This is a genomic window from Shewanella sp. 553 (assembly GCF_059338375.1).
Window position 1 is genome coordinate 164895 of the sequence record NZ_CM181701.1, and the last position, 24867, is coordinate 189761.

The 24867-nt window shown below is 46.2% G+C and carries 14 protein-coding genes, 1 tRNA gene, 5 rRNA genes and 3 pseudogenes; 15 read left to right on the forward strand and 8 right to left on the reverse strand.

Annotated elements, in window-relative coordinates:
• Window positions 1-34 precede the first annotated feature (34 nt).
• A complete protein-coding gene (rplQ, locus tag AC5YBZ_RS00830; RefSeq protein ID WP_220062695.1) occupies window positions 35-427 on the forward strand; it encodes a 50S ribosomal protein L17 in 393 nt (130 codons plus the stop codon).
• A gap of 127 nt (window positions 428-554) precedes the next feature.
• Window positions 555-1637: an IS4 family transposase gene (locus AC5YBZ_RS00835; protein ID WP_494543304.1), complete on the forward strand. Its 1083-nt coding sequence runs from the start codon at window positions 555-557 to the stop codon at window positions 1635-1637.
• A 770-nt stretch (window positions 1638-2407) separates the two neighbouring features.
• Here the strand turns inward: AC5YBZ_RS00835 and AC5YBZ_RS00840 are convergent.
• From AC5YBZ_RS00840 to ccmA, 6 genes are all read right to left on the reverse strand, one after another.
• A complete protein-coding gene (locus AC5YBZ_RS00840) occupies window positions 2408-2743 on the reverse strand; it encodes a hypothetical protein (protein WP_494520348.1) in 336 nt (111 codons plus the stop codon).
• Window positions 2744-3093: 350 nt separating this feature from the next.
• Window positions 3094-3579 (reverse strand): cytochrome c maturation protein CcmE, encoded by a 486-nt coding sequence (gene ccmE, locus AC5YBZ_RS00845; protein WP_494520347.1) that lies wholly within the window; start codon window positions 3577-3579, stop codon window positions 3094-3096.
• Window positions 3579-3776, reverse strand: coding sequence for a heme exporter protein CcmD (ccmD, locus tag AC5YBZ_RS00850; RefSeq protein WP_494520346.1), 198 nt, complete (start codon window positions 3774-3776; stop codon window positions 3579-3581). The genes ccmE and ccmD overlap by 1 nt, the downstream gene beginning before the upstream one ends.
• Complete coding sequence (locus tag AC5YBZ_RS00855; protein ID WP_475515513.1) at window positions 3776-4522, reverse strand: heme ABC transporter permease; 747 nt, start codon at window positions 4520-4522, stop codon at window positions 3776-3778. Before AC5YBZ_RS00855 ends, ccmD begins: the two co-directional genes overlap by 1 nt.
• Window position 4523: 1 nt before the next feature.
• The gene (gene ccmB, locus AC5YBZ_RS00860) at window positions 4524-5210 is read right to left on the reverse strand and encodes a heme exporter protein CcmB (RefSeq protein WP_494520345.1); all 687 of its coding nucleotides are present in this window, start codon (window positions 5208-5210) and stop codon (window positions 4524-4526) included.
• A gap of 10 nt (window positions 5211-5220) precedes the next feature.
• On the reverse strand, window positions 5221-5871 hold the full coding sequence (gene ccmA, locus AC5YBZ_RS00865; RefSeq protein ID WP_494520344.1) for a cytochrome c biogenesis heme-transporting ATPase CcmA: 651 nt from the start codon (window positions 5869-5871) through the stop codon (window positions 5221-5223).
• A 337-nt stretch (window positions 5872-6208) separates the two neighbouring features.
• Between ccmA and AC5YBZ_RS00870 the strand changes: the two genes are divergently transcribed.
• Window positions 6209-6502: a c-type cytochrome gene (locus AC5YBZ_RS00870; protein ID WP_475515515.1), complete on the forward strand. Its 294-nt coding sequence runs from the start codon at window positions 6209-6211 to the stop codon at window positions 6500-6502.
• 151 nt (window positions 6503-6653) lie between these two features.
• Here AC5YBZ_RS00870 and ccmI read toward each other — a convergent pair whose 3' ends face one another.
• On the reverse strand, window positions 6654-7898 hold the full coding sequence (ccmI, locus tag AC5YBZ_RS00875; protein WP_475515516.1) for a c-type cytochrome biogenesis protein CcmI: 1245 nt from the start codon (window positions 7896-7898) through the stop codon (window positions 6654-6656).
• A gap of 410 nt (window positions 7899-8308) precedes the next feature.
• Here ccmI and AC5YBZ_RS00880 point away from each other — a divergent pair, with 410 nt between their 5' ends.
• The 8 genes from AC5YBZ_RS00880 to AC5YBZ_RS00915 all read left to right on the forward strand — a co-directional run bounded on the left by AC5YBZ_RS00880 (window position 8309) and on the right by AC5YBZ_RS00915 (window position 17751).
• Window positions 8309-10282, forward strand: a complete 1974-nt coding sequence (locus AC5YBZ_RS00880; RefSeq protein ID WP_475515517.1) for a heme lyase CcmF/NrfE family subunit — start codon at window positions 8309-8311, stop codon at window positions 10280-10282.
• Window positions 10283-10299: 17 nt separating this feature from the next.
• Entirely contained in the window at window positions 10300-10857 is a 558-nt protein-coding gene (locus AC5YBZ_RS00885; RefSeq protein ID WP_475515518.1) for a DsbE family thiol:disulfide interchange protein, read from the forward strand.
• Entirely contained in the window at window positions 10857-11336 is a 480-nt protein-coding gene (gene nrfF, locus AC5YBZ_RS00890; RefSeq protein WP_494520343.1) for a heme lyase NrfEFG subunit NrfF, read from the forward strand. The genes AC5YBZ_RS00885 and nrfF overlap by 1 nt, the downstream gene beginning before the upstream one ends.
• The gene (locus tag AC5YBZ_RS00895) at window positions 11333-11917 is read left to right on the forward strand and encodes a TlpA disulfide reductase family protein (protein ID WP_494520342.1); all 585 of its coding nucleotides are present in this window, start codon (window positions 11333-11335) and stop codon (window positions 11915-11917) included. The genes nrfF and AC5YBZ_RS00895 overlap by 4 nt, the downstream gene beginning before the upstream one ends.
• Window positions 11918-12564: 647 nt before the next feature.
• Window positions 12565-14111: ribosomal RNA gene (locus AC5YBZ_RS00900) — 16S ribosomal RNA — on the forward strand.
• A gap of 339 nt (window positions 14112-14450) precedes the next feature.
• Window positions 14451-17344, forward strand: a 23S ribosomal RNA gene (locus AC5YBZ_RS00905).
• A gap of 136 nt (window positions 17345-17480) precedes the next feature.
• A 5S ribosomal RNA gene (gene rrf / locus AC5YBZ_RS00910) occupies window positions 17481-17596 on the forward strand.
• Together the 16S, 23S and 5S rRNA genes with 1 tRNA gene alongside form the textbook arrangement of a ribosomal RNA operon.
• 78 nt (window positions 17597-17674) lie before the next feature.
• Window positions 17675-17751 (forward strand) — tRNA-Asp (locus AC5YBZ_RS00915).
• Window positions 17752-17875: 124 nt separating this feature from the next.
• On the opposite strand, the pseudogene AC5YBZ_RS00920 reads toward AC5YBZ_RS00915, so the two are convergent.
• A pseudogene (locus AC5YBZ_RS00920) lies at window positions 17876-18083 on the reverse strand (hypothetical protein); the annotation flags it as partial.
• A 238-nt stretch (window positions 18084-18321) separates the two neighbouring features.
• Between AC5YBZ_RS00920 and AC5YBZ_RS00925 the strand changes: the two are divergent.
• The 4 genes and pseudogenes from AC5YBZ_RS00925 to AC5YBZ_RS00940 form a co-directional block, all read left to right on the forward strand.
• A pseudogene (locus AC5YBZ_RS00925) lies at window positions 18322-18468 on the forward strand (IS30 family transposase); the annotation flags it as partial.
• Between the two features lie 9 nt (window positions 18469-18477).
• Window positions 18478-19233: pseudogene (locus AC5YBZ_RS00930) on the forward strand (IS3 family transposase); the annotation flags it as partial.
• Window positions 19234-19992: 759 nt separating this feature from the next.
• Window positions 19993-21539 (forward strand): 16S ribosomal RNA (locus AC5YBZ_RS00935).
• A gap of 346 nt (window positions 21540-21885) precedes the next feature.
• Window positions 21886-24779, forward strand: a 23S ribosomal RNA gene (locus tag AC5YBZ_RS00940).
• Window positions 24780-24867 lie beyond the last annotated feature (88 nt).

Sequence of the window (24867 nt, forward strand, 5' to 3'; positions counted from 1 at the left end):
CGTTTGTACAGATTTAGGTAATAAGGATTAGGTCATGCGCCATCGTAAGAGTGGTCGTCAACTAAACCGTAACAGCAGTCATCGCCAAGCTATGTTTCGCAACATGGCAAGCTCATTAGTCCGTCACGAAGTGATTAAGACTACTGTAGCTAAAGCGAAAGAACTGCGTCGCGTAGTTGAACCTCTAATAACACTTGCTAAGAGTGATAGCGTTGCAAATCGTCGTTTGGCGTTTGCTCGTACTCGCGACGCTGAAGTCGTTGGTAAGTTATTCAATGAGTTGGGTCCACGCTACCAGGAACGTCCTGGTGGATATACCCGTATCCTAAAGTGCGGTCTACGTACTGGTGATAAAGCGCCTATGGCGTATATTGAACTAGTAGGTCGTCCAGAAGCTGCTGAAGCTGTTGAAGACGCTGCTGAGTAACACTTGGATTAATTGTTAAAAAGCCGGGCATTAGCCTAATGCTGATCAGTTAAGCATATAAACGATCAGTTGACCGATCTTTAAAAGGCTTCAAAATCCAATATCAGAAATGATATTGGATTTTTTTATGTCTTTAGAACAAGCTTTCTGCACCGCTTTTGAATACCACCAAGAAGCCACAGCTTTTACCAATCTTAATCACTTATTGGATGAAAACATCATCCAGCAAGCCTTTGAAACTGCGGGGGTCGCCACAGTAAGAAAACGTCGCTTACCCCTTGATGCAGTTATGTGGTCTGTCATTGGTATGAGTTTTTACCGACAACAGTCTGTATGGGAGCTTGCGACTCATATGGAGTTGATGCTACCAGGTAAAAAGAAGCTCATTGCCCCCAGTGCTCTTGTTCAAGGGCGCCAGAGGTTAGGTGTGCAGAGTATGAAAAATGCCTTTCAAATGATGGCAAAACATTACTATAGCAACACTCAATTTGAGACATGGTGTGGACTGAATTTATTAGCCGTTGATGGTGTAGTCTGGCGCACTCAAGACACCGCTGATAATCGTAATGCTTTTGGCTCACCATCAAATCAACATGGTGACACCTCATTTCCTCAGGTTCGTATGGTGTGTCATATGGAGCTCACTAGCCATCAACTGATAAATAGCGCGTTTGATGGTTATAAAACGAGTGAAATGAAGCTAGCAGAAGCGCTCATACAGTCAACTCCAGACCATAGTCTCACGATGTTCGATAAAGGTTTTTACTCCTTAAACTTGCTACATCAATGGCAACTAGGTGGTGAAGAGCGGCACTGGTTAATCCCTGCGAGAAAGGGGCTTCAGTACGAGGTTTTACACTCAAATGGCCGGTTAGATAAACAGGTGAAATTGGCAATAACCGCCCAAGCCAGACAACAAAACCCAGCGCTACCGACGCATATAGAAGCGAGGCTGGTGACAAAATCAATAAAAGGTAAGACGCATCAGGTATTAACCTCAATGGTCGACCCATTACGCTTTCCAAGTGCTGACATCGTTGAGTTATATAATCATCGATGGGAAATAGAGCTTGGCTACAGAGAGATGAAACAAACCCTACTAAACAGCGAGTATACGCTAAGAAGTAAAAAATCAGAGATGGTAGAACAGGAACTTTGGGGCTTACTACTTGGCTACAACCTGATGCGTCAAGCAATGACTGAAGGCTGAAGCTGTTGAAGACGCTACTGAGTAACACTTGGATTAATTGTTAAAAAGCCGGGCATTAGCCCGGCTTTTTTTATGTCAAAAATTTATACGATCCTAGATATCCGCTTTCGTTTTCCAGTCATTAGGCGGGTTAGCCTTGTTATTTATCAATATTGGTTTTATTTTTACTAGTCAATGACTTCACAGTTATATGATTTCAATCCCGTGATAATACCAACCTGAAGATAGTGTTGAATAACTATTAGGCTAGGGAGGGGGGACTGTGATGACTTGGTTGCAGTAATACTAATGCCAGATAAATAAGAGTTAAGTGGTGCAAGCTTCAAGTCGATATTCATGCGTGGCAGTATCGGTATGAATTCAAGCTATATCCGTATTAGCCGGTTAATCAACCCAGCGAGCTTCCTTTTTAAGGTTTTCTGGCAAAGATAAATGCCATTTCTTCATTCCCGAACGACTAAATATAAATTGACCTTGGCGATCGCTGACATAAGGAAGATCACTTGGGCTGGTTCCTAAGAGTATTTGTGTAATGAGTCTCCTTGCAAGTTTTTCATGTTCATTTCCATTAAGTATGTAACCACCGATATTGGCATATTTATTGACACTAAATTCCCAAAACCCAAAATGTGGAATAGGCGAATGAGCAGCTGTCCAAGCTAGTATTTTGTCTGCGTTGCTATTTTGGCCAAATTATTGGTCAAGGTGTGATAGAGGGCGATGAACAGTGCATCATAGCCATCATTCTTGGCGTTACTGACAGTCTGTTTTCAATGAATCTCGTTGGTAACGAAGGCTGAATCTAACTGAATATTGCCAATCATAATCGTTTGTTTATTGTGGTTGATGGGATCCAAGGCTGCTATTGAGGTTGGGCTGGTATCCGATAAGATGAGTAATTTTTTCTCTTTTTTATCGGGGAGTAGCAAATCAACAAACAATAAGGAACGCTTGAATAATGGATGCTCTAATACTCCAGTAAAGTTTTTATAACCGTGGAGTTGGTATTCTCTTGGGTTAGCATTTAACCCAAGAAATACCAAAGGTGTTCTGGTTTCACTCAGTCGCTTGCTAAGCAATGAAATTGCAATATCGTCGGCAAGCACTACCAAGTCAGGCTTGGTCGATAGATAGAGCTTCCAGGCTTTGTCTGATTGTGCTGAATAGGTTGCGGGGGGAGTACGTTTAGCATCTAGATAGAAGTCAGTTATATGGTCATTTTTGTTTAGTCGCTCTTAATACCCATGCTGTAATTGCTTGTCCAAAGGTTACTCCTATGATAACGGTGGATGAGCATGATGTTAGCAGCGTTGAGTGGCCGGCTTACTATGAGTAGTAGAGCCAACACCATACGCATGTATTATATCCTTATGGAAATAGCCTTTATAGTTACTGCTTTGATGTTAAAAAATAGGCAATAAAAAAGGCCTCAAATGAGGCCTTTAAATATCATTAATTAGTAACTGGATTTTTGCTCGCTACCATATTCAAGTTTTTCGTGTGTCTGCCCCATTGCTTCGGCGACTTCGGGCGGCATGTAGTTCTCATCATGCTTAGCTAACACTTCGGTTGCTTCGAGTTTACCGCTGTCAACTAATACACCTTGAGCAACGATACCTTGGCCTTCACGAAACAGATCGGGTAGAAGATCGTCGTAGGTTACGATAACCTCACCACCGAGCGAATCATGTACTGCAAATTCTACGTGTAGGCTATCAGGATCACGTATCATCGAGCCGACGGTAACCATGCCACCAACGCGAATACGTTGACCTACTTCTGGTTTCACTCCGGTATCTTTTTTACCCTGTACAATTTCAGTAGGGGTATAAAATAGGTTTAGGTTCGAATTCAACGCATATAGTAACAGCGATGCTATGGCGGCAACTCCACCGATTAAAGCAGTTGCAAGTGCAAGTCTCTTCTTACGTCTGGCGTTCACTATTGAGTACTCCGGTTTGCTTTGAGGCGTTCCTCACGCTGCATCTTCTTTGATATTTCAATGAGGATCTTACGTTTTTGACGTACACTGAAAAAAATCAAGGTTGCTAACGAGAAGACCGTTATTCCATAAGATAGCCACACATAAAAAGCATAGCCACCCATATTAAAAAAATCTGTTAATGAATCGAATTGCATTATTTGACTCCTTCAGCCTTAGCGAGTTCCCGTACCCATGGACGCATCCCATTTCTGGCTAAGATTTCAGCCCTAAAACGAACTAAAGTGATTGCACCAATCATTAAACCAAATCCTAAGATATTTATCAGTAATGGATAAAGCATCTCAGGCGCCATTGAAGACTTCTCGGTAATCTTAATTGTTGCTGGTTGATGTAGTGAGTTCCACCATTCAACCGAGTACTTGATGATTGGGATATTAATCACGCCAACGATTGCTAAGATACCCGCAGCCCTTGCTGCAAGTACTTTATCTTCGAAAGAGGCATATAAAGAGATCACACCTAAATAGAGGAACAGAAGCACTAGCTCTGATGTCAATCTTGCATCCCATACCCACCACGTTCCCCACATAGGCTTGCCCCAAGCTGCTCCCGTGATCAATGCGATAAAGGTAACGACGGCACCAATAGGAGCAATGGCCGCGGCGGCCCAATCAGCTGATTTGATTTGCCATACCAAACCGATAAAGGCTGATGTTGCCATGGCCATATAGGCAGACATCGACATCGATGCTGCAGGTACATGGATAAAGATAATGCGATAACTGTCACCTTGCTGGTAATCAACTGGTGCAAAAAGAAGTCCCCAAATCGAACCTACACCAATAAAGGCTATTGCCAACGTGGCAAACCAAGGCAGCAGTGTACCCGAGAGATTATATGCACGTTGAGGATCTGCGTATGAATGTAGCCATTTCCACATATTAGTTAGTACTCACTCTTAGTGAAGCGCCTATTGCAAAAGGTGCTAAAATTAACGAACCGACCAACATCGCGCCGATAATCGCGAGATGGCCACTATAGGGTAGGTTTAATCCTGCGGCATCGATAGCGCTGGTCGCGAAAATCAATACCGGAATGTATAACGGTAGAATCAATAAGCTGAGTAATACACCGCCTTTACGTAATCCTACAGTTAATGCTACCCCGATAGCGCCCAGTAAGCTCAGTACGGGGGTGCCGAGAGCTAGGGTTGCCATCAGGGCGCCATAGCTATTCTCTTCAAGATGTAATAACACGGCTAGTAATGGCGCAACTAAAATTAAGGGGACGCCGGTTAATATCCAATGGGCTAATACTTTGGCTAATACCATTAGTGACAGTGGCTGTGGACTTAATAACATCTGCTCAAGACTACCGTCGACAAAGTCAGCTTTAAAAAGGCGCTCCAACGACAGCATTGATGCGAGCAATGCTGCAACCCAGATGATACCAGGTGCTACACGCGACAATACTTGTGGTTCAGGCCCTATGCCGAGAGGAAATAGCGTTACCACTAGGATAAAAAATAACAGTGGATTAAAAATATCTCCCTTGTGTCTGATGGCTATCTGCAGATCACGCTTAAGCAGGGTATAAAATGCTTGAGTAAAACTAATGCCTTTGTTCATTTACTGGACCTTATACAAAGCGATAATCGAGGCGAATTTTTCGCAGAATATCATCACCTATAATACTCATATCTTGATGGGTCGTCATAATGACGCACCCCCCGTTTTGGGCATGACGTAAAAATAGGTGTTCCAACTCTTCAACGCCTTTCTTATCAATGGCAGTAAATGGTTCATCAAGCAGCCATACCTTACAATTGGTATGCCACAGTCTGGCTAATGCTGTTCTTCTATGTTGCCCAGCTGAAAGATGTCCAGCCAGTGCTTCTTCAAACCCAGACAAATTGACTTGAGCTAAGATGTCATTGGTACTGAAATCATCATACCCACTGATTCTTAAATTAAAGTTAAGGTTTTCTTCTGCGGTTAATTCACTTTTTACGCCTGCTAAATGACCAAGGTATAATAGGTCATCATTGTATTCGTCACGACAGCGGTTAATGTCTTCGCCTTTATAACGGGTTTCTCCGGCGTAGGGGCGGGACAAGCCAGCGAGTATTCGTAATAGGCTCGTTTTGCCGGCACCATTAGGCCCTTCAATCTGAACTATTTCGCCAGCTTGGATGTGAAAACTTAGTTCATCAAATAAGATCCGCTCTTCTCTAATGCACGTTAAGTTATCGGCTGATACCAGTGTTGTTGCTATTTTTTCTTTTACCACTGAACCCTCTATCTCAAGCCATATGTCATCTAAAGCGATATTAACATACTCCCCTAATAGGGTTTAGTAATGGTTACTTTTTAGTGTCAGCAATTTGATATGCTTCCAAAAAGTGAAACCTTTTAACACCTAGCATTGAACTTTTTCAACTTTTTCTAATGTAGCAGTTATGTTTGCTTAATAGGGTGGGGTGACACTTGAATTTCTGACGTTAGTCACAAAAAGATGAGATTTATTGAAGTTTGATGTATCCTAGAGGCGCTAAAAATTAAGTCTACCCAACGTACTGTCAGGGTGGCATTGAGCTTTGTTAATATTTGCATTAGGAACACTGAACATGAAAAAACTGTTAGCATTGTCAGCAGTGGCTGCATTGACCTTGTCAGCAAACGTATTTGCACAAGAAGGTGAAGCTATTTATAACAAGGCATGCCAAGTATGCCACAGCATGGGTGTAGCTGGAGCACCAAAAGCTCACGATGCAGCTGCATGGGAACCTCGCTTAGCTAAAGGTATTGACGCCTTAGTGGGTAGCGTGAAAACCGGTCTAAACGCAATGCCACCAGGTGGTATGTGTACAGATTGTACTGACGAAGATTACAAGAACGCTATTGAGTTCATGTCTAAGTAATTTGTTCGTTAATGAAAAAACCGGCGTAGAGCCGGTTTTTTTGTGCCAAAAATTAATCATCTGTCTAAGTTTGATGAGTTTTAGTCACAAAAAAGCCGACCTAATGGGGTCGGCTTTCTATGTGTTAACTGTGGTCAGTATCTTTGCAGGGCTATTGCACCTGAGTATCCAGGACCAGAGTCGCTGTCGATCCCACGGCAACGGTTTGTAAGTGGCCTTGTATATCACCTGGTTGCGCTTTAACCGAACCATGTTTTGACAGTACTGCAATGATTTCAACATTGCTCACGTCACTTAACTTTAAGTCTCCGCCCATACCAGTACTGTCATCTAAGGTGATTGTCATCGGTAATGACTTTGCTGATATTTTTGTTGCCGCTAGCGGAACTTTAGGGCCTTCAATATTACGAGCGAAGATGAACAACATATCGCTACTGCCGACTTGTGCTTGAAGCTCTGGAGAAATTGATACATTGACGTTAATGGTTTTGCCAATGCCTGCCTGCTGATGCGTTGCATCGTTTGGCATTTCGCCTGTCTCAGCTTGCATTCTCATCTTGGCGCTTTCGATGGCGTTAATAATGGCACCGCGGTCAACATCACTGCGATCACTGTCGAGAATGGTTTGCCATGCTTCAATCGACTTATTGTAATTAGCACTAAAGAAGGCATCCATTGCCACGAGTAATAGGGTGGAAGGATCTTGAGGATCTAATGTTAATGCTTGATCGATAAGTACTTGAACTTCCGGTGTCATGCGTTGATCAGCCTGATAGTACATGGCGGTTGCTTTTGGCCCCAGCAATTCAGCGTGGGTACCGACAAGCTCCATTGCCTTATCAAATGCCTTAACAGCATCATTATAACGGTTGGCACTAATATAAGTATGCCCTAAACTAAAGAGTAACTGGCTATTGTCTGGCTCTGCTTTTAATTGGGCTTCCATCATGTTGATACGTTGAGCCATAATTTGGCTTGCATCCATTCCTGCATGAGGGTTTGCAGGTTCGGCGCGATCTAGATTAGCGTATGCCCCTAAGTTGCTATACATATAACCAGAGATGCCTAATACTGCGACCGACATCAGGACTGGCCATAATAGACCTTTAGGTTTGGCTTGATTGACTAAAGATTCATCTTCACCTTGCTTCATATCTTGCAGCAAGCTGATTTCAAGTTCTTTCTTCAGGGCATTAAATTCATCTTGATCGAGTAGCTCATCTTGGAGTTCTTTTTCTAGAGTAGCGAGTCGATTATTAAAGAGATCGAGGTTCGTTTCGTTACGAACGCCAGTCTCTGCCGCCTGCAGCATTTTTCGCTGACGGAAGTGAGGAAACCAAATCAGCGCGAGGCTGACTAATACAAAAAGCGCAATAAAAATCCAGAGAGTGGTCATTATTTCATTTTCACATTAGTTGCAGGAGAGCGGGTACACCGCAGGATTAAGGGTCAGATTATACGGAAAGATTATTCATTGAACAGTAATATAAGCCATTAAATGACTTTAAAAAGCGATACTTTTGCACTGGTTCACAGTTCGATTCTATTTTAAAAAATTGTTTGAAACTTAAGTTTCAAACAAGGGTCAGAGATTAAAATCTGTCAGTTTTTAACATAGTTAGCTGTGACTATTGATAGAGTAAGAATGAGACAGGTCACCCATTATTGGCCGAAAGAAGCAGACAGATACAATAGCAAATACTAAAATGACTCAAAATTTGTACCTTGAGTAGTGTGAATCGCAAACTCTCGTGAATCAGTAAAGCGCTGGCTTAACTGATGACTATATAGGACTGAGGAAACCCCATGATCCCTGAATTAGGACACTTTTCGTTGATAATAGGTTTGGCTTTTGCCTTTCTATTAGCCAGCGTGCCTTTAATCGGTGTTGCCCGTAAAGATCAATACCTTGTACGATATGCTTGGCCATTAAGCTATGGCATGTTCTTCTTTATTTTTCTCTCTGTTATCGTGTTGGGCTATAGTTTTGCCGTCGATGACTTCTCAGTTGCTTATGTAGCGCATCACTCCAATTCTCAATTACCGATTTTCTTCAAAATTGCCGCCGTATGGGGCGGACATGAAGGCTCGTTGCTGTTCTGGGTATTTGCTTTATCCGTATGGACCGCCGCGGTAGCGCTTTTCAGTAAAGGGCTAGAAGAGGTGTTCACTGCTAGAGTGTTAGCGATCTTAGCTATGATCGTGATTGGCTTTAGTTTGTTCATGTTATTGACATCGAGTCCTTTTGAGCGTTTGTTTCCTATCCCAATGGAAGGACGCGACCTTAACCCTATGTTGCAAGATGTTGGATTAATCTTCCATCCACCTATGCTGTATCTCGGTTATGTCGGTTTTTCTGTAAGCTTTGCATTTGCGATTGCGGCATTAATGGGTGGACGCCTTGATTCGGCATGGGCACGCTGGAGTCGTCCTTGGACATTGGCCGCATGGATTTTTCTTACCGGCGGCATCTCATTAGGTTCATGGTGGGCATATTATGAACTTGGCTGGGGCGGTTGGTGGTTCTGGGACCCGGTCGAGAACGCCTCATTCATGCCTTGGTTGATTGGTACTGCATTGTTGCATTCGGTTATTGTGACCGAGAAGCGTGCCACATTCCGTAACTGGACTGTATTGCTTTCAATCTTCGCATTTTCATTAAGCCTGTTAGGTACCTTTATTGTACGTTCAGGTGTATTGACATCCGTTCACTCATTTGCAGCCGATCCTGGTCGCGGTATGTTTATTCTGCTGCTACTTGGTTTAGCTATCGGTGGTTCGTTAACCCTATTCGCTTTCCGTGCTAGCGATATGAAGAGCCCTGCACGTTTTGAGTTAATGTCAAAAGAAACCATGCTACTGGTGTGTAATATTCTGCTAACAGTGGCTTGTGGTACTGTATTGCTTGGTACCTTATACCCGCTGCTTATTGATGCACTAAACATGGGTAAGATCTCTGTAGGCCCACCATATTTCAACGCGGTGTTTGTACCCATAGTACTTGTGCTGTTTGTGTTTATGGGGATTGGTCCCAGTATTCGTTGGAAACGCGCTAAAGCCGGCGAGCTTAGACGTAAATTAGTTGTACCGGCAATCGTTGCGGCCATTGTTGGTATTGCGGCGCCTTTCTTAGTCGATGGTAAATTTAATATCTGGGTCACTCTAGGTATAGGTATTGCGACTTGGGTGGTACTGGCAACACTACGAGCTGCCTACGACATTGTTAATGGTAAAGATGGCGTTAGCCTTGCGCGTATGGGACGCAGCCAGCTAGGTATGGTGATTGCTCACCTAGGTATTGCCGTTTCTGTTATCGGCGCGACTATGGTCTCGAACTACTCTATTGAAAAGAGCGTGCGTATGGGACCTGGCATCACCCAAGAGTTGGCTGGTTACAGTTTCCACTATATTGAAACCAAAAATGTCGTGGGGCCTAACTATACCGCACAGCAGGGCCAGGTTGAGGTGAGTAAGGATGGCGAGTTTATCACCCTGCTTAAGCCTGATCGTCGTCAATATAATGTCCGTACTATGGATATGACTGAGGCGGGTATTGATTGGGGGCTGTTCCGTGATTTATATATCACTATGGGAGATCCAATTAGCCGTACTGAATTTGCAGTACGTCTGAACTATAAGCCATTTGTACGTTGGTTATGGTTTGGTAGTATTTTCATGATGGTGGGTGGTGTCTTTGCGGCTTCAGATAAGCGTTATCGTAAAGTCAAAGTAAGCGAAACAACCAAAGAAAAAGCTAAAGAAGATTTAGCAACGGCATAACTTGAATTGGGGCAAGTATGAAAAACAGGTTAGTACTATTTATTCCGTTGGTATTATTTTTGGTGATGGGGGTATTTCTTTACAAAGGGCTATTCCTTAATCCCCAGCAGCTCGATTCCGCTCTTGAAGGAAAGCCAATTCCGGCTTTCCAACTAGAACGTCTAGAGAATGCGAACGAAATAATTACCAATGAGAGCTTAAAAGGTCAGGTGTCATTACTCAATGTGTGGGCAACATGGTGCCCATCTTGTAAGTATGAGCATCCGCATCTAATGCGGTTAGCAAGACAAAACATCTTGCCTATCTATGGTATTAACTATCGTGATGAACGCCCTTTAGCGATCCGCGAACTTAGCCGTGAAGGAGACCCCTACACCAAGAACATTTTCGACCATGATGGTCGTTTAGGTTTAGATCTGGGGGTCTACGGTGCGCCAGAAAGTTATCTAGTCGATCACAACGGTATCATTCGCTACCGCTATGCCGGCCCGATCGACATGCGAGTGTGGAATGAAACATTGTATCCAATGATCCAAGAGCTACAAGCTCAAGCTAGAGCAGAGGGGGCTTCTTAATGAAAACCTTTATCGCTTTAATTACTGCGTTATTGCTATCAATAAGTGTATTAAGCTCTGCGCTGGCGACACCAGTCGACACCTATGAGTTTAAATCGGTTGATAATCAAAAGCGTGCACTTGAGTTGGCGCATTCACTGCGCTGCCCACAGTGTCAAAACCAAAACCTAATTGACTCTAATTCGCCAGTTGCACAAGACTTACGCCTAGAAGTGTATCAAATGGTCGATGCCGGTAAGGCAGATGAAGAGATCATTAACTTCATGACCAGTCGCTACGGTGAGTTTGTGTTATATAAGCCCAAAATGGAGGCCAAGACCTATGTTTTATGGCTTGGCCCTATAGGCTTATTACTGATTGGTTTGTTAATTGGTTTTATCTTTGTTCGTAAACAACGTATTTCAGGAGCTGTAGAGCAAGAGATCAGTGCCGAAGAGCAAGCGGAATTAGATAAACTACTTAAGCGAGCATCAAAATGACTAAGTCCTTTGCTGCTGTGCTTGTAGCCTTGTTATCAATGGCATCATTGTTTACCGCAAATGTACAAGCTTACCCAGGGATGCAGCAACAAACACAAGGACAAATCGAATCGAGTGTCGATCGTATCAACGTGTTGCCTAAGTCCTACCCTATCGATGTGGTCGCTTTTTCAGATCGAAATGGTAAGGCTATCGATTTTAGCCAATATCGTGGGCAAGTGATCATGGTAAACATGTGGGCAACATGGTGCCCGCCATGTGTACGTGAGCTACCAGCACTCGATCGTTTTAAGGCTAAGTTCGATCAAAGTAAATTTAAGGTACTGCCGATCTCTATCGATATAGATGGTACGGCTAAGGTTGAGCCTTTTTTAAAGTCACTGGATATGGAAGGATTCAAAACCTACTATGATCCTCAGCAGGCATTAAGTGAAGTGTTCCCCTTAGATACAATACCCGCCACCTTTATACTCAATGGTGAAGGTGAGCTGATTGCGTTTGTCAGAACCTTTGTCGACTGGGATGATGCTAAAGCGGTTGAATTGATTAATGGCTTTATCGAACAAGAGAGCATTAAATAGTCTTAAAACAGCTAATTTGATGCAAATCTAAACAGGGAAGATCGCATTTGTCGAAAAGATCGGCAAGCGATCTTTTTTATTGTAAAAATCCCTTGCGCCCATCCGAGAACTGCCTATAATGCGCATCCACTGACACGGCACAGCAGGCCAACTACCTAGGTAGTACGGGACTTGCAGCGGTGTTAGCGAGTTGAACTCTTCGGAGATTAACTCAGGTGATAAGCACTTTTAAGCACTTTTAAGCACTTTTAAGCACTTTTAAGCACTTTTAAGGGCTTCGACTGATGGCTTCTGTTTAAGAAATCATCGCTTGGAAAGCTTCTTAAAATAAGCACTTGACGCCAACAACGGGACGTGTAAAATACGCATCCCTAAGCCAACGACCTAGCGTCAACGGCGGCTAAATGAAAGATTGATTCTCTCATGCTAGCAACGCTCTTTAACAAGATGAAACAAGAAATCTGTGTGGACACTCACAGGTGTTGAGTTAATCGAAATTGCCTAACCTTCGGGTTGGCAATCAAAGAATTAAATCAATGTAACGATGAGTGTTCATAGCAATATGTACAAACGTTTTTAAGATTCTTCCGAGTCTTTTAAACGGAATCAGAATTCATTGAGCCGAATCGCAAGATTCAACAAAACTTTAATTGAAGAGTTTGATCATGGCTCAGATTGAACGCTGGCGGCAGGCCTAACACATGCAAGTCGAGCGGTAACAGGGAGAAAGCTTGCTTTCTTTGCTGACGAGCGGCGGACGGGTGAGTAATGCCTAGGGAACTGCCCAGTCGAGGGGGATAACAGTTGGAAACGACTGCTAATACCGCATACGCCCTACGGGGGAAAAGAGGGGACCTTCGGGCCTTCTGCGATTGGATGTACCTAGGTGGGATTAGCTAGTTGGTGAGGTAATGGCTCACCAAGGCGACGATCCCTAGCTGTTCTGAGAGGATGATCAGCCACACTGGGACTGAGACACGGCCCAGACTCCTACGGGAGGCAGCAGTGGGGAATATTGCACAATGGGCGCAAGCCTGATGCAGCCATGCCGCGTGTGTGAAGAAGGCCTTCGGGTTGTAAAGCACTTTCAGCGAGGAGGAAAGCTTAAGCGTTAATAGCGTTTAGGTGTGACGTTACTCGCAGAAGAAGGACCGGCTAACTTCGTGCCAGCAGCCGCGGTAATACGAGGGGTCCAAGCGTTAATCGGAATTACTGGGCGTAAAGCGTACGCAGGCGGTTTGTTAAGCGAGATGTGAAAGCCCCGGGCTCAACCTGGGAATTGCATTTCGAACTGGCAGACTAGAGTCTTGTAGAGGGGGGTAGAATTTCAGGTGTAGCGGTGAAATGCGTAGAGATCTGAAGGAATACCGGTGGCGAAGGCGGCCCCCTGGACAAAGACTGACGCTCAGGTACGAAAGCGTGGGGAGCAAACAGGATTAGATACCCTGGTAGTCCACGCCGTAAACGATGTCTACTCGGAGTTTGGTGCCTTGAGCACTGGGCTCCCAAGCTAACGCATTAAGTAGACCGCCTGGGGAGTACGGCCGCAAGGTTAAAACTCAAATGAATTGACGGGGGCCCGCACAAGCGGTGGAGCATGTGGTTTAATTCGATGCAACGCGAAGAACCTTACCTACTCTTGACATCCAGAGAATTCGCTAGAGATAGCTTAGTGCCTTCGGGAACTCTGAGACAGGTGCTGCATGGCTGTCGTCAGCTCGTGTTGTGAAATGTTGGGTTAAGTCCCGCAACGAGCGCAACCCTTATCCTTATTTGCCAGCACGTAATGGTGGGAACTTTAGGGAGACTGCCGGTGATAAACCGGAGGAAGGTGGGGACGACGTCAAGTCATCATGGCCCTTACGAGTAGGGCTACACACGTGCTACAATGGCAAGTACAGAGGGTTGCAAAGCCGCGAGGTGGAGCTAATCTCACAAAGCTTGTCGTAGTCCGGATTGGAGTCTGCAACTCGACTCCATGAAGTCGGAATCGCTAGTAATCGTGGATCAGAATGCCACGGTGAATACGTTCCCGGGCCTTGTACACACCGCCCGTCACACCATGGGAGTGGGCTGCACCAGAAGTAGATAGCTTAACCTTTCGGGGAGGGCGTTTACCACGGTGTGGTTCATGACTGGGGTGAAGTCGTAACAAGGTAGCCCTAGGGGAACCTGGGGCTGGATCACCTCCTTACCTATACGACTAACTTAATGTTTGTTGAGTGTTCACACAGATAACTTGTTCTTGTTAGAGCAGGTGGCACGTCTTAACGGCGATGCTTGTTCTTTAAAAATTTGGAAAGCTGATAGTGTTAATGTGAAAGGGATAGTGACGTACTTGTACGTGATTATTTGTAGCATTGACGCGAAAATTAAAATTGAGTTCTCAAACACTTAAATCAAGTGCCGAATCATTGTAATGATGATTCATGAGTATTCTTTTGGCGAAAGTAAACACCATTAGTTGCGATACAACATCAAGCTTACCCGCTTGATAAAGTTTGTTTCCTTGTGAAACTCATTTGGGTTGTATGGTTAAGTGACTAAGCGTATACGGTGGATGCCTTGGCAGTCAGAGGCGATGAAGGACGTAGTAACTTGCGAAAAGCGTTGGCGAGCTAGTAACAAGCATTTGAGCTAACGATGTCCGAATGGGGAAACCCACATGCATAAGCATGTATCACAACATGAATACATAGTGTTGTGAGGCGAACCCGGGGAACTGAAACATCTAAGTACCCGGAGGAAAAGAAATCAACCGAGATTCCCCTAGTAGCGGCGAGCGAACGGGGATTAGCCCTTAAGCGTAGAGGGTGTTAGTGGAATGTGTTGGAAAGCACAGCGGCACAGGGTGATAGCCCCGTACATGAAAACTAACTTTACGTGAAAACGAGTAGGACGGGACACGTGACATCTTGTCTGAACATGGGGGGACCATCCTCCAAGGCTAAATACTCCTGACTGACCGATAGTGAACCAGTACCGTGAGGGAAAGGCGAAAAGAACCCCTGTGAGGGGAGTGAAATAGAACCTGAAACCGTATACGTACAAGCAGTGGGAGCGGTTCTTGAGACCGTGACTGCGTACCTTTTGTATAATGGGTCAGCGACTTACATTTTGTAGCGAGGTTAAGCGAATAGCGGAGCCGTAGGGAAACCGAGTGTTAACTGCGCGTTTAGTTGCAAGGTGTAGACCCGAAACCCGGTGATCTAGCCATGGGCAGGTTGAAGGTTGAGTAACATCAACTGGAGGACCGAACACACGTATGTTGAAAAATGCGGTGATGACTTGTGGCTGGGGGTGAAAGGCCAATCAAACCGGGAGATATCTGGTTCTCCTCGAAAGCTATTTAGGTAGCGCCTCGAGCGAATACCATTGGGGGTAGAGCACTGTTAAGGCTAGGGGGTCATCCCGACTTACCAACCCTTTGCAAACTCCGAATACCAATGAGTACTACTCGGGAGACACACGGCGGGTGCTAACGTCCGTCGTGAAAAGGGAAACAACCCAGACCATCAGCTAAGGTCCCAAAGTTATTGCTAAGTGGGAAACGATGTGGGAAGGCTTAGACAGCTAGGATGTTGGCTTAGAAGCAGCCATCATTTAAAGAAAGCGTAATAGCTCACTAGTCGAGTCGGCCTGCGCGGAAGATTTAACGGGGCTAAGCAATACACCGAAGCTATGGGTACTAGCGCTTGCGCTAGTGCGGTAGAGGAGCGTTCTGTAAGCCGTTGAAGGTGAAGGGGTAACCCACGCTGGAGGTATCAGAAGTGCGAATGCTGACATGAGTAACGATAAAGGGGGTGAAAAACCCCCTCGCCGAAAGACCAAGGGTTCCTGTCCAATGTTAATCAGGGCAGGGTGAGTCGACCCCTAAGGCGAGGCCGAAAGGCGTAGTCGATGGGAAACAGGTTAATATTCCTGTACTTCTGCTAACTGCGATGGAGAGACGGAGAAGGCTAGGCTAGCGCGGCGTTGGTTGTCCGCGTTTAAGGCTGTAGGTGGTGCACTTAGGCAAATCCGGGTGCACATACACTGAGAGTTGACGACGAGGTTCTACGGAACTGAAGTAGTTGATGCCATGCTTCCAGGAAAATCTTCTAAGCTTCAGGTTAGCAGGAATCGTACCCCAAACCGACACAGGTGGTTGGGTAGAGAATACCAAGGCGCTTGAGAGAACTCGGCTGAAGGAACTAGGCAAAATGGTACCGTAACTTCGGGAGAAGGTACGCTCCTGTTGGTGATGAGACTTGCTCTCTAAGCTGACGGGAGTCGCAGATACCAGGTGGCTGCAACTGTTTATCAAAAACACAGCACTGTGCAAACTCGCAAGAGGAAGTATACGGTGTGACGCCTGCCCGGTGCCGGAAGGTTAATTGATTGGGTTATCTTCGGAGAAGCTCATGATCGAAGCCCCGGTAAACGGCGGCCGTAACTATAACGGTCCTAAGGTAGCGAAATTCCTTGTCGGGTAAGTTCCGACCTGCACGAATGGCGTAATGATGGCCACGCTGTCTCCAGCCGAGACTCAGTGAAGTTGAAATTGCGGTGAAGATGCCGTATACCCGCGGCTAGACGGAAAGACCCCGTGAACCTTTACTATAGCTTGGCACTGAACATTGACCCTACATGTGTAGGATAGGTGGGAGACTTTGAAGCAGGAACGCCAGTTCTTGTGGAGTCAACCTTGAAATACCACCCTTGTAGTGTTGATGTTCTAACTCTGGCCCCTGAATCGGGGTTGAGGACAGTGCCTGGTGGGTAGTTTGACTGGGGCGGTCTCCTCCCAAAGAGTAACGGAGGAGCACGAAGGTTGGCTAAGTACGGTCGGACATCGTACGGTTAGTGCAATGGCATAAGCCAGCTTAACTGCGAGACATACACGTCGAGCAGGTGCGAAAGCAGGTCATAGTGATCCGGTGGTTCTGAATGGAAGGGCCATCGCTCAACGGATAAAAGGTACTCCGGGGATAACAGGCTGATACCGCCCAAGAGTTCATATCGACGGCGGTGTTTGGCACCTCGATGTCGGCTCATCACATCCTGGGGCTGAAGTCGGTCCCAAGGGTATGGCTGTTCGCCATTTAAAGTGGTACGCGAGCTGGGTTCAGAACGTCGTGAGACAGTTCGGTCCCTATCTGCCGTGGGCGTTGGATGATTGAAGGGAGCTGCTCCTAGTACGAGAGGACCGGAGTGGACGAACCGCTGGTGTTCGGGTTGTCATGCCAATGGCATTGCCCGGTAGCTACGTTCGGAATCGATAACCGCTGAAAGCATCTAAGCGGGAAGCGAGCCCTAAGATGAGTCATCCCTAGGACTTTAAGTCCTCTAAAGGGCCGTAGGAGACTACTACGTTGATAGGCAAGGTGTGTAAGCGTTGTGAGGCGTTGAGCTAACTTGTACTAATGACCCGTGAGGCTTAACCATACAACCCAAAAGGGTTTCTAACTAAGTGAATACTTAGCGAAAGAATACAGACACTTGATTTAGTGTGACTCAAATTTAATATCTCTTGCTTCTTGAAATACAGAATTGAGAGCAGCTTTTCAAATTTCCGAATTTGTCTGGAAACCATAGCATTGTGGTACCACCTGATCCCATCCCGAACTCAGAAGTGAAACGCAATCGCGCCGATGGTAGTGTGGGGTCTCCCCATGTGAGAGTAGGTCATTTCCAGGCGCCTAATAAGCTCAATAGAGCACGTCTCCTAGCCATGACACGTTAGCGACGATAAAAGAATTTAGACTTCGGTCTAAAGGAGCGGTAGTTCAGTTGGTTAGAATACCGGCCTGTCACGCCGGGGGTCGCGGGTTCGAGTCCCGTCCGCTCCGCCAACTTAAGACGAAAGCCTCAGCAGAAATGCTGAGGCTTTTTTCGTTTCTGCATCACGGCTTCTGATATGTGAATCGCCACTGATTTCCTATACAGCTTTTAGTTATACTTGGACTGCCCCGGGTCTTATGGACAAATTTCACCTAAGCTTGGACTGACCAGATTAATCCAATCTCTATCACATATTCTTTTGTGCGGCTTCTCTCGCTCCTAAAACGATTCCATGCGTTAGTACATTGATTCACTATATCGTCCTATTCATCAAACAACGGTTGGCTAGCTCATTTTGTCTCATCCATTGCCATACTTGCTCGACAAGATTAAGTTCTGGGGAAGTAGAAGCACTTATTCCCTTTACAAGACCAGCGACCATTTCTAGTTGTTGTGGCGTTAATCTAGATGGCCGAACAGGATTAGGCTTATCGTTTAAACTATCAATTCCGTTCTTCAAGTAGAGGCTGACCTACTTATTAACACTTCCCCTAGCTACCCTGAGGTACCTTACGATCCCTGCTCTGGATTTGTTTTCGAGAAAATGGCTGATGGCAAGGTAGTGAACTTTAATCCGATAATACTTCGCTAAAAAGACATATTTAGCTCAATATTCTCAGAACCGATACGATGAGGTAGCAGAACAACTAAATAGCCGTCCTAGAAAAATATTAAACTTTAAAACCCTACTACAGATAATTGAAAAGAGTGTTGCATTGACAGGTTGAATCTACAGCGGCGTACTTTGCAAGTCACCCAGAGTAAGGTACGCCTTTATTCAAGAGCGTCACCACTACCACTCTCTACGGCAACGGTGTCAGTTGTTTGAGCTTCATTATTCTGGCGGGTATTGCGTTGACCTAAGTCAGGCTAAAGTGAAGCGACAACGTGATGCAGCGAGCATAACTGCGAGTACAGTTGGATATCGTAAGTCTAGAGTTCGTGGTGGTGAGAAACACGTGGTGATACCAAATCGTTTAGAGCTGCGATTTAATCCGTTACCCAACAAAGCTTGGGTAACGGATATCACCTATATCAAAACACATGAAGCTTGGCTCTATCTTGGAGCGGTGATGGATTTGTTTTCTCGCCGCATTATTGGTTGGCCAATGGGCAGCCGAATAACTAAAGAGCTTGCATTAGATGCGCTATTAATGGCGTGTGGCGATGTAAATCTGAAGGTAAAGTGTTAGTGCACTCAGATCAAGGAAGTCATTACACCTGCCATGCTTGGAACGCGTTTTTGAGTGCTCATGGTTTGCAAGGAAGCATGAGCCGTCGAGGCAAATTGCCATGATAACGCGGTGGTGGAGAGTTTCCTTCAATTGCTAAAACAAGATCGGATCAAGCGGAAACTCTATGCGACAAGAGAAGCCGCGAAGATGAATGTTTTTAATTATATTAAGATGTTTTATAACTCCAAAGGATACTATCTATCTAGTAATTGGCTATCATCGTTAGAGTATGAGCGTAAGTATTTTAATGAAGCTAAATTATTGCCAGATACAATATGCAATGATGTAGGAGGATGTTGTCAGGCTATGGCTATCCTACTAGCACTTTGTTACCTCGTGAAGCAGTGATAAGTTTGATTGGTTTATGCGTTAGGTTGTTGTTTTGTGGGTAAGTCTGTGCATAACCAGTGTGGTCTATGTGCTTAAGTGAGGTATAAAAACTAATTGCTTTTTTAGTGAAAAAAGCCCTTGCGCCCATCCGAGAACTGCCTATAATGCGCATCCACTGACACGGCACAGCAGGCCACTTCCCGAATCGAAAGCTTAGGTAGTACGGGACTTGCAGCTAAGTCAGCCTCTCTTTTAACAAAGAGAGGCGAGTTGAACTCTTCGGAGATTAACTCAGGTGATAAGCGCTTTTAAGGGCTTCGATTGATGACTTCTGTTTAAGAAAACATCGCTTGGAAAACTTCTTAAAATAAGCACTTGACGCCAACAGCGGGACGTGTAGAATACGCATCCCTAAGCCAGCGACCTAGCGTCAACGGCGGCTAAATGAAAGATTGATTCTCTCATGCTAGCAACGCTCTTTAACAAGATGAAACAAGAAATCTGTGTGGATACTCACAGGTGTTGAGTTAATCGAAATTGCCTAACTTTCGGGTTGGCAATCAAAGAATTAAATCAATGTAACGATGAGTGTTCATAGCAATATGTACAAACGTTTTTAAGATTCTTCCGAGTCTTTTAAACGGAATCAGAATTCATTGAGCCGAATCGCAAGATTCAACAAAACTTTAATTGAAGAGTTTGATCATGGCTCAGATTGAACGCTGGCGGCAGGCCTAACACATGCAAGTCGAGCGGTAACAGGAAGAAAGCTTGCTTTCTTTGCTGACGAGCGGCGGACGGGTGAGTAATGCCTAGGGAACTGCCCAGTCGAGGGGGATAACAGTTGGAAACGACTGCTAATACCGCATACGCCCTACGGGGGAAAAGAGGGGACCTTCGGGCCTTCTGCGATTGGATGTACCTAGGTGGGATTAGCTAGTTGGTGAGGTAATGGCTCACCAAGGCGACGATCCCTAGCTGTTCTGAGAGGATGATCAGCCACACTGGGACTGAGACACGGCCCAGACTCCTACGGGAGGCAGCAGTGGGGAATATTGCACAATGGGCGCAAGCCTGATGCAGCCATGCCGCGTGTGTGAAGAAGGCCTTCGGGTTGTAAAGCACTTTCAGCGAGGAGGAAAGCTTAAACGTTAATAGCGTTTAGGTGTGACGTTACTCGCAGAAGAAGGACCGGCTAACTTCGTGCCAGCAGCCGCGGTAATACGAGGGGTCCAAGCGTTAATCGGAATTACTGGGCGTAAAGCGTACGCAGGCGGTTTGTTAAGCGAGATGTGAAAGCCCCGGGCTCAACCTGGGAATTGCATTTCGAACTGGCAGACTAGAGTCTTGTAGAGGGGGGTAGAATTTCAGGTGTAGCGGTGAAATGCGTAGAGATCTGAAGGAATACCGGTGGCGAAGGCGGCCCCCTGGACAAAGACTGACGCTCAGGTACGAAAGCGTGGGGAGCAAACAGGATTAGATACCCTGGTAGTCCACGCCGTAAACGATGTCTACTCGGAATTTGGTGTCTTGAACACTGGGTTCCCAAGCTAACGCATTAAGTAGACCGCCTGGGGAGTACGGCCGCAAGGTTAAAACTCAAATGAATTGACGGGGGCCCGCACAAGCGGTGGAGCATGTGGTTTAATTCGATGCAACGCGAAGAACCTTACCTACTCTTGACATCCAGAGAATTCGCTAGAGATAGCTTAGTGCCTTCGGGAACTCTGAGACAGGTGCTGCATGGCTGTCGTCAGCTCGTGTTGTGAAATGTTGGGTTAAGTCCCGCAACGAGCGCAACCCTTATCCTTATTTGCCAGCACGTAATGGTGGGAACTTTAGGGAGACTGCCGGTGATAAACCGGAGGAAGGTGGGGACGACGTCAAGTCATCATGGCCCTTACGAGTAGGGCTACACACGTGCTACAATGGCAAGTACAGAGGGTTGCAAAGCCGCGAGGTGGAGCTAATCTCACAAAGCTTGTCGTAGTCCGGATTGGAGTCTGCAACTCGACTCCATGAAGTCGGAATCGCTAGTAATCGTGGATCAGAATGCCACGGTGAATACGTTCCCGGGCCTTGTACACACCGCCCGTCACACCATGGGAGTGGGCTGCACCAGAAGTAGATAGCTTAACCTTTCGGGGAGGGCGTTTACCACGGTGTGGTTCATGACTGGGGTGAAGTCGTAACAAGGTAGCCCTAGGGGAACCTGGGGCTGGATCACCTCCTTACCTATACGACTAACTCAATATTTGCTGAGTGTTCACACAGATAACTTGTTCTTGTTAGAGCAGGTGGCACGTCTTAACGGCGATGCTTGTTCTTTAAAAATTTGGAAAGCTGATAGTGTTAATGTGAAAGGGACTGTGATTGCTTACTTTGTAGGTGGTTATGGTTTGTAGCATTGACGCGAAAATTAAAATTGAGTTCTCAAACACTTAAATCAAGTGCCGAATCATTGTAATGATGATTCATGAGTATTCTTTTGGCGAAAGTAAACACCATTAGTTGCGATACAACATCAAGCTTACCCGCTTGATAAAGTTTGTTTCCTTGTGAAACTCATTTGGGTTGTATGGTTAAGTGACTAAGCGTATACGGTGGATGCCTTGGCAGTCAGAGGCGATGAAGGACGTAGTAACTTGCGAAAAGCGTTGGCGAGCTAGTAACAAGCATTTGAGCTAACGATGTCCGAATGGGGAAACCCACATGCATAAGCATGTATCACAACATGAATACATAGTGTTGTGAGGCGAACCCGGGGAACTGAAACATCTAAGTACCCGGAGGAAAAGAAATCAACCGAGATTCCCCTAGTAGCGGCGAGCGAACGGGGATTAGCCCTTAAGCGTAGAGGGTGTTAGTGGAATGTGTTGGAAAGCACAGCGGCACAGGGTGATAGCCCCGTACATGAAAACTAACTTTACGTGAAAACGAGTAGGACGGGACACGTGACATCTTGTCTGAACATGGGGGGACCATCCTCCAAGGCTAAATACTCCTGACTGACCGATAGTGAACCAGTACCGTGAGGGAAAGGCGAAAAGAACCCCTGTGAGGGGAGTGAAATAGAACCTGAAACCGTATACGTACAAGCAGTGGGAGCGGTTCTTGAGACCGTGACTGCGTACCTTTTGTATAATGGGTCAGCGACTTACATTTTGTAGCGAGGTTAAGCGAATAGCGGAGCCGTAGGGAAACCGAGTGTTAACTGCGCGTTTAGTTGCAAGGTGTAGACCCGAAACCCGGTGATCTAGCCATGGGCAGGTTGAAGGTTGAGTAACATCAACTGGAGGACCGAACACACGTATGTTGAAAAATGCGGTGATGACTTGTGGCTGGGGGTGAAAGGCCAATCAAACCGGGAGATATCTGGTTCTCCTCGAAAGCTATTTAGGTAGCGCCTCGAGCGAATACCATTGGGGGTAGAGCACTGTTAAGGCTAGGGGGTCATCCCGACTTACCAACCCTTTGCAAACTCCGAATACCAATGAGTACTACTCGGGAGACACACGGCGGGTGCTAACGTCCGTCGTGAAAAGGGAAACAACCCAGACCATCAGCTAAGGTCCCAAAGTTATTGCTAAGTGGGAAACGATGTGGGAAGGCTTAGACAGCTAGGATGTTGGCTTAGAAGCAGCCATCATTTAAAGAAAGCGTAATAGCTCACTAGTCGAGTCGGCCTGCGCGGAAGATTTAACGGGGCTAAGCAATACACCGAAGCTATGGGTACTAGCGCTTGCGCTAGTGCGGTAGAGGAGCGTTCTGTAAGCCGTTGAAGGTGAAGGGGTAACCCACGCTGGAGGTATCAGAAGTGCGAATGCTGACATGAGTAACGATAAAGGGGGTGAAAAACCCCCTCGCCGAAAGACCAAGGGTTCCTGTCCAATGTTAATCAGGGCAGGGTGAGTCGACCCCTAAGGCGAGGCCGAAAGGCGTAGTCGATGGGAAACAGGTTAATATTCCTGTACTTCTGCTAACTGCGATGGAGAGACGGAGAAGGCTAGGCTAGCGCGGCGTTGGTTGTCCGCGTTTAAGGCTGTAGGTGGTGCACTTAGGCAAATCCGGGTGCACATACACTGAGAGTTGACGACGAGGTTCTACGGAACTGAAGTAGTTGATGCCATGCTTCCAGGAAAATCTTCTAAGCTTCAGGTTAGCAGGAATCGTACCCCAAACCGACACAGGTGGTTGGGTAGAGAATACCAAGGCGCTTGAGAGAACTCGGCTGAAGGAACTAGGCAAAATGGTACCGTAACTTCGGGAGAAGGTACGCTCCTGTTGGTGATGAGACTTGCTCTCTAAGCTGACGGGAGTCGCAGATACCAGGTGGCTGCAACTGTTTATCAAAAACACAGCACTGTGCAAACTCGCAAGAGGAAGTATACGGTGTGACGCCTGCCCGGTGCCGGAAGGTTAATTGATTGGGTTATCTTCGGAGAAGCTCATGATCGAAGCCCCGGTAAACGGCGGCCGTAACTATAACGGTCCTAAGGTAGCGAAATTCCTTGTCGGGTAAGTTCCGACCTGCACGAATGGCGTAATGATGGCCACGCTGTCTCCAGCCGAGACTCAGTGAAGTTGAAATTGCGGTGAAGATGCCGTATACCCGCGGCTAGACGGAAAGACCCCGTGAACCTTTACTATAGCTTGGCACTGAACATTGACCCTACATGTGTAGGATAGGTGGGAGACTTTGAAGCAGGAACGCCAGTTCTTGTGGAGTCAACCTTGAAATACCACCCTTGTAGTGTTGATGTTCTAACTCTGGCCCCTGAATCGGGGTTGAGGACAGTGCCTGGTGGGTAGTTTGACTGGGGCGGTCTCCTCCCAAAGAGTAACGGAGGAGCACGAAGGTTGGCTAAGTACGGTCGGACATCGTACGGTTAGTGCAATGGCATAAGCCAGCTTAACTGCGAGACATACACGTCGAGCAGGTGCGAAAGCAGGTCATAGTGATCCGGTGGTTCTGAATGGAAGGGCCATCGCTCAACGGATAAAAGGTACTCCGGGGATAACAGGCTGATACCGCCCAAGAGTTCATATCGACGGCGGTGTTTGGCACCTCGATGTCGGCTCATCACATCCTGGGGCTGAAGTCGGTCCCAAGGGTATGGCTGTTCGCCATTTAAAGTGGTACGCGAGCTGGGTTCAGAACGTCGTGAGACAGTTCGGTCCCTATCTGCCGTGGGCGTTGGATGATTGAAGGGAGCTGCTCCTAGTACGAGAGGACCGGAGTGGACGAACCGCTGGTGTTCGGGTTGTCATGCCAATGGCATTGCCCGGTAGCTACGTTCGGAATCGATAACCGCTGAAAGCATCTAAGCGGGAAGCGAGCCCTAAGATGAGTCATCCCTAGGACTTTAAGTCCTCTAAAGGGCCGTAGGAGACTACTACGTTGATAGGCAAGGTGTGTAAGCGTTGTGAGGCGTTGAGCTAACTTGTACTAATGACCCGTGAGGCTTAACCATACAACCCAAAAGGGTTTCTAACTAAGTGAATACTTAGCGAAAGAATACCGACACTTGATTTAGTGTACTCAAATTTAAAACAGCTTTC